General features: G+C 73.6%; 1 protein-coding gene. It reads right to left on the bottom strand.

The features are described from left to right. Positions 1-5,993, bottom strand: a 5,993-nt coding sequence (locus ACFV7Q_RS38190; RefSeq protein WP_385435551.1) for an amino acid adenylation domain-containing protein, incomplete at both ends; no start/stop codon positions are given.

Below are 5,993 nucleotides of genomic sequence, written 5' to 3'. Positions count from 1 at the left end.
CACCGCGACCGCGTCCGGCGTGGCCCGCACCTGCGCCCGGAACACCTCCGGCAGGCTCTCGGCGGGCGCGTCGAACACGGGGCCGGCACCCAGCGTCATCAACTCATCGCGCTCCTCGGCGGTGAGCAGACCGAATCGGCTGAGCCGCCGCTGCGGGTCTGCGACCACCGCACGGAGCAGCCGCACCCACCGCTCGATCATCGTCTCGACGGTGGCCGGGTCGTACAGGTCGCTGGTGTACTCGACGATCCCGTCGATCCCCTCCGGGGAGCCGTCCTCCGCGTGCCGCTCGGCCATCGAGAAGGTCAGGTCGAGCTTGGCGGTGCCCGCCGTCAACGGCATGCTGCCGACGCGCAGTCCCGGTGGGGCGAAGTCGGCCCGGGGCGCGTTCTGCAGCACCAGCATGACCTGGAACAGCGGGTGGTGCGCCAGCGACCGCACCGGGTTGAGGGCCTCGACCAGGTACTCGAACGGCAGGTCCTGGTGGGCGTACCCGGCCAGCGCGGTCTCCCGCACCCGGCCCAGCAGCTCGGCGAACGTCGGATCGCCCGAGGTGTCCGTACGGAACACCAGGGTGTTGACGAAGTAGCCGATCTGCTCGTCGAGCGCCTGGTCGGTCCGGCCGGCGACCGGGCTACCGACCGGGATGTCGTCGCCCGCTCCGAGCTTGCTCAGCAGCGCCGCCAGTCCGGCCTGGAGCACCATGAACAGACTGGTCCCGTGTACGCGGGCGAGCTCGCGCAGACCGCGGTGCAGGTCGGCGTCCAGTCCTGCGGGCACGAGGCCGCCCCGGTGAGAGGCGACCGCCGGGCGGGGCCGGTCGGCGGGCAGCCGGAGCTGCTCCGGCAGATCGGCCAGCTGCCCGGTCCAGTAGGCCGACTGGCGGGCGAACAGGCTGTCGTGGTCGGCGGCGTCGCCGAGCAGCTCGTGCTGCCACAGGGTGTAGTCGGCGTACTGGACCGGCAGCTCCGCCCACTGCGGCTCCTCACCGCGGCAGCGCGCCGCGTAGGCGGCGGTCAGGTCCTGCGCGAGCGGTCCCAGCGACCAGCCGTCACCGGCGATGTGGTGGAGCACCACCTGCAGCACGTGCTCGTCGGGTGCGAGCTCGAACAGTGCGGCGCGCAACGGCAGATCGACCGACAGCTCGAACGGACGGGCCTTCGCGGCCGCCAGCGCGCCCGACAGCCCGGCCTCGGTGGTCCGGCCCACGTCCAGCCGCGGGCGGCCCGCCACGACGTCCAGCACCTGCTGGTACGGCACGCCGTCCACCGCCGGGAAGACGGTGCGCAGGGACTCGTGCCGGGCCACCACGTCCGCCAGGGCGGCCTCCAGGGCCCGCCGGTCCAGGGACCCGGACAGCCGCCAGGCCAGGGCGATGTGGTAGTTCGCGGCGCCGGCTCCCTCCAGCTGGTGCAGGAACCAGAGCCGCCGCTGCGCGAACGACAGCGGGATCCGCTCGGGCCGCGGGTGGGGCACCAGTGCGAGCTGCGCCCGGCGGGCACCCGCCAGGGCGGAGGCCACGCCGGCGGGGGTCGGGGTCTCGAACAGGGTGCGCAGCTCCAGCTCCACCCCCAGGGTCGCGCGGACGCGGGCGGCGAGGCGGGTCGCCAGCAGCGAGTGCCCGCCCAGGTCGAAGAAGCTGTCCTCGACACCGGCCTCGGCCACCCCGAGGACCTCTGCGAACAGCTCGCACAGGATCTGCTCCTGCGGCGTGCGCGGAGCGCGTCCGGTGCTCGTCGGCGCGAGGTCGGGCGCGGGCAGAGCCCGCCGGTCCAGCTTGCCGTTGGCGGTCAGCGGCAGGCCGTCCATGACGACGAACGCGGCCGGCACCATGTACTCCGGCAGCCGCTCCCGCAGGTGCTCGCGCAGTTCGGCCGGGCGTGGGGCGGCACCCGGGGCGGGCACCAGGTACGCGACCAGCCGGGTGTCGTCGGCCCGGTCCTGCCGTGCCAGGACGGCGACCTGGGCGACGCCCGGGTGCACGGCGAGCGCCGACTCCACCTCCCCGGGTTCGATCCGGAACCCCCGCACCTTCACCTGGTCGTCGGCCCGACCCACGAACCGCAGGCTGCCGTCCGTACCCCGCCGCACCACGTCACCGCTGCGGTACATGCGCGCACCGGCCGGCCCGTACGGGTCGGCTACGAAGCGGCCGGCGGTCAGGCCCGGCCGGTTCAGGTAGCCGCGGGCCAGTCCGGCGCCCGCGACGTACAGTTCGCCGGGCACGCCCGGCGGCACCGGCCGCAGGTGGACGTCCAGCACGTACGTGCGCAGGTCGGGGAGGGCCGTGCCGATCCGGCCGGCGGCGGTGCCGCACCGGTCGAGTGCCGCGTGGGTCACGTGCACGGTGGTCTCGGTGATGCCGTACATGTTGACCAGCCGCGGCGCGTCGTCCGGGTGGCGCTCGTACCAGCTCGCCAGCCGGGCGTGCTCCAGCGCTTCACCGCCGAACACCACCGTGCGAAGGGCGAGCGAGCGGCCGGTCTCCGGCGCTTCCTCGTCCGCCTGCATCAGCTGGTAGAAGGCGGACGGCGTCTGGTTGAGGACGGTCACCCGCTCACGGGCGAGGAGCTCCAGGAACCGGTGGGGCGAGCGGCTGGTCTCGTGGTCCACGACCACCAGTCGGCCGCCGTGCAGCAGCGGGCCCCACAGCTCCCACACGGAGAAGTCGAAGGCGTAGGAGTGGAAGAGGGTCCAGACGTCCTCGGCGGAGAAGTCGAACAGCTCCCGGGTGGTGTCGAACAGTCGCACCACGTTCCGGTGCGGGACCACCACGCCCTTGGGGTCGCCGGTGGACCCGGAGGTGTAGATGACGTAGGCGGGGTGGTCCGGACGGAGGGGAACCTCCGGGTCGGCGTCCGGCAGTCCGTCCAGGTCGGCGGCGTCCAGCAGCAGCCGGTCCACCGCGTCCGCATGCGGAAGACCGCCGGTCCGGCCCGTCGTCACGAGTAGCGACGGCCGGGCGTCGTGGAGCAGGTAGGCGATCCGGGCGGCGGGATAGTGCGGGTCCACGGGAACGTAGGCGGCGCCCGCCTTGAGAGCCGCGAGGACCGCCACCACCAGCTCTGCCGAGCGCGGCAGGGCCAGCGCCACCAGCTGCTCCGGCCCCACGCCCCGGGCGATCAGGGCGTGCGCGAGCCGGTTGGCCCGGGCGTTCAACTCCGCGTACGTCAACGCGACGTCGCCGCTCACGACGGCGACCGCCTCCGGGTTCGCCCGTACCTGCTGCTCGAAGAGCGCGGTGATGCTGCTCTCCGGCGCCCGCCCGCCCCGGCCGGCGCCGGCCGGCAGCAGCAGCGCACGCAGCTCCTCGGCGGACAGCACGTCCACCCGGCCGATCCGCCGGCCGGGGTCGGCGACCACGGCACGGAGGAGCCGCAGCCACCGCTCGACGATCCCCTCCACGGTGGCCGCGTCGAACAGGTCGGTGCTGTACTCCACGAGGACCGACAGCCCGTCCTCGCCGGGACGTTCGGTCACCATGAAGGTCAGGTCGCACTTGGCCGTGCCGGTGGGCACCAGGTCGGTCGCCACGCGCAGCCGCGGCAGGTCGAACGTGCCGAGCGGCGCGTTCTGCAACGCGAGCATGGTCTGGAACAGAGGGTGGTGCGCCAGCGACCGGGTCGGATTCAGTGCCTCCACGAGGTGCTCGAACGGCACGTCCTGGTGCGCGTACGCGGCCAGCGCGTCGGCGCGCACCCGGGCCAGGAGTTCGGTGAACGACGGATCGCCCGAGAGGTCGGTGCGCAGCACCAGGGTGTTGACGAAGAAGCCGACCAGGTCGTCCACGGCTTCGTCGGTGCGTCCGGCGATCGGCGTGCCCACGGGTACGTCGGTGCCCGCGCCGAGCTTGCCCAGCAGGGCGGCCAGCCCGGCCTGGAGCACCATGAACAGGCTGGCGCCGCCGTCCCGGGCGAGCGCGCGCAGGCCCTGGTGCAGGTCGGCGTCGATCCGCGCCGGCAGATGGGCGCCGCGGTAGGACATCGCCGCCGGCCGGGGCCGGTCGAACGGCAGCTCGACCTGCTCGGGCAAGTCCGCCAACTGCCCGCGCCAGTAGGACAGTTGAGCACTCAGCAAGCTGTCCGGGTCGGAGCCTTCGCCGAGCAGTTCCTGCTGCCAGAGGGCGTAGTCGGCGTACTGGACCGGCAGCGGCGACCACTCCGGCTTCGCCCCTTCGCAGCGGGCCGTGTAGGCGGTCGTCAGGTCCCGGGAGAGGGGCCCCGTCGACCAGCCGTCGCCGGCGATGTGGTGCACGACCAGCAGCAGTACGTGCTCGTCGGCGCCCAGCCGGAACAACTCGGCGCGCAGCGGCGGCTCCTCGGAGAGTTCGAAGCCGTGCCGGGCCGCCTCCGCCAGCCGATCCGGCAGGTCGCCCCCGCAGGACTCGGTCACCCGCAGCCGCGGCCGGGCCGCGTCGAGGTCCAGTACCCGCTGGCACGGCGTGCCGTCGACCATCGGGAACACGGTGCGCAGGCTCTCGTGCCGCTCGACCACGTCCGCCAGGGCGGCTTCCAGGGCCTTCTCGTCCAGGTCTCCGGACAGCCGCAGCGCCAGCGGGATGTTGTAGGTGGCGCTCGGGCCCTCCATGCGGTGCAGGAACCACAGTCGGCGCTGCGCGAAGGACAGCGGGACCGCCTCGGGCCGCTCACGCCGCCCCAGCGCCGGCCGTGCCCGGCCCGCGACGTCCACGACCGCCGCCAGTTCCGCGACCGTCGGCGCGTCGAACAGGTCGCCCAGCCCCAGCTCGACGCCCAGCAACGACCGTGCCCGGGCGATCAGCCGGGTGGCCAGCAGCGAATGCCCGCCGAGGTCGAAGAAGCTGTCGTCCAGCCCGGCCCCGGCCACTCCGAGCACCTCGGTGAACAGCCCGGCGAGCAGGTGCTCGGTCGCGGTGCGCGGAGCACGGCCCGGGGCGACCGGGGCCTGGTCGGGCGCCGGAAGGGCCCGTCGGTCCAGCTTCCGGTTCGGCGTCAGCGGCAGCGCGTCCAGCGTCACGAACGCCGACGGCACCATGTACTCCGGCAGCTGCTCGCGCAGGTGTTCGCGCAGTGCGGGCGCGGCCACCGTGACACCGGGGGCCGGCACGACGTAGGCGACCAGCCGGGAGTCCTCTTCGGTCCGCACGAGAACGGCGGCCTGCGCGACCTGTGGGTGCTCGACGAGCACGGCCTCGATCTCGCCGAGTTCGATGCGGAATCCCCGTACCTTGACCTGGTCGTCGGTGCGGCCGAGGAACTCCAGGTTCCCGTCCGGGCCCCACCGCACCAGGTCGCCGGTGCGGTACATCCGCGAGCCGGCCGGTCCGTACGGGTCGGCCACGAAGCGCTCGGCGGTCAGCCCCGGGCGGTTCAGGTAGCCCCGCGCCAGGCACGGACCGGCGATGTAGAGCTCACCCGCCACACCCATGGGCAGCTGCCGCAACGCGCCGTCCAGGACGTACGACCGGGTGTTGCCGACGGGCCGGCCGATCACCGGGCGCGTGCTCGACCCCAGCTGCGCGACCACCGAGTTCACGGTGCACTCGGACGGCCCGTAGAAGTTCAGGCAGGACACCCCGTCGGCCGCCCGCAGCCGCTCCCACAACTGTTCCGGGACGGCCTCCCCACCCGCCGCGACCACCGCCGGACGCCACTGCGGATCGTCCAACAGGCCCTGCTCGACCAGAACCCGGAGGTACGACGGGGTGGCCTCGATGAAGTCGAGGCGACGGCGCCTGGCGTAGTCGACGAAGGCGTCCGGGTCGGTCCAGGTCGCGTGGTCCGGGACGTGCAGCTCGTGGCCCCAGAGCAGGCACAGCAACTGGTTCCAGGACGCGTCGAACGAGACCGACGTGGTGAGGGCCACCCGGAGCCGGCGCCGTTGCGTGATCAGGGGTGGGAAGAGCGCCTGCTGCTGGTCGGCGAACAGGTTGAGCAGGCCGCCGTACGTGGGCACCACGCCCTTGGGCCGTCCGGTGGAGCCGGAGGTGTAGATGACGTACGCCGGATGCTGCG

It is taken from the genome of Streptomyces sp. NPDC059851 (genome assembly GCF_042732005.1).
Classification (GTDB): domain Bacteria; phylum Actinomycetota; class Actinomycetes; order Streptomycetales; family Streptomycetaceae; genus Streptomyces.
This window is presented reverse-complemented; position numbering and strand designations above follow the sequence as displayed.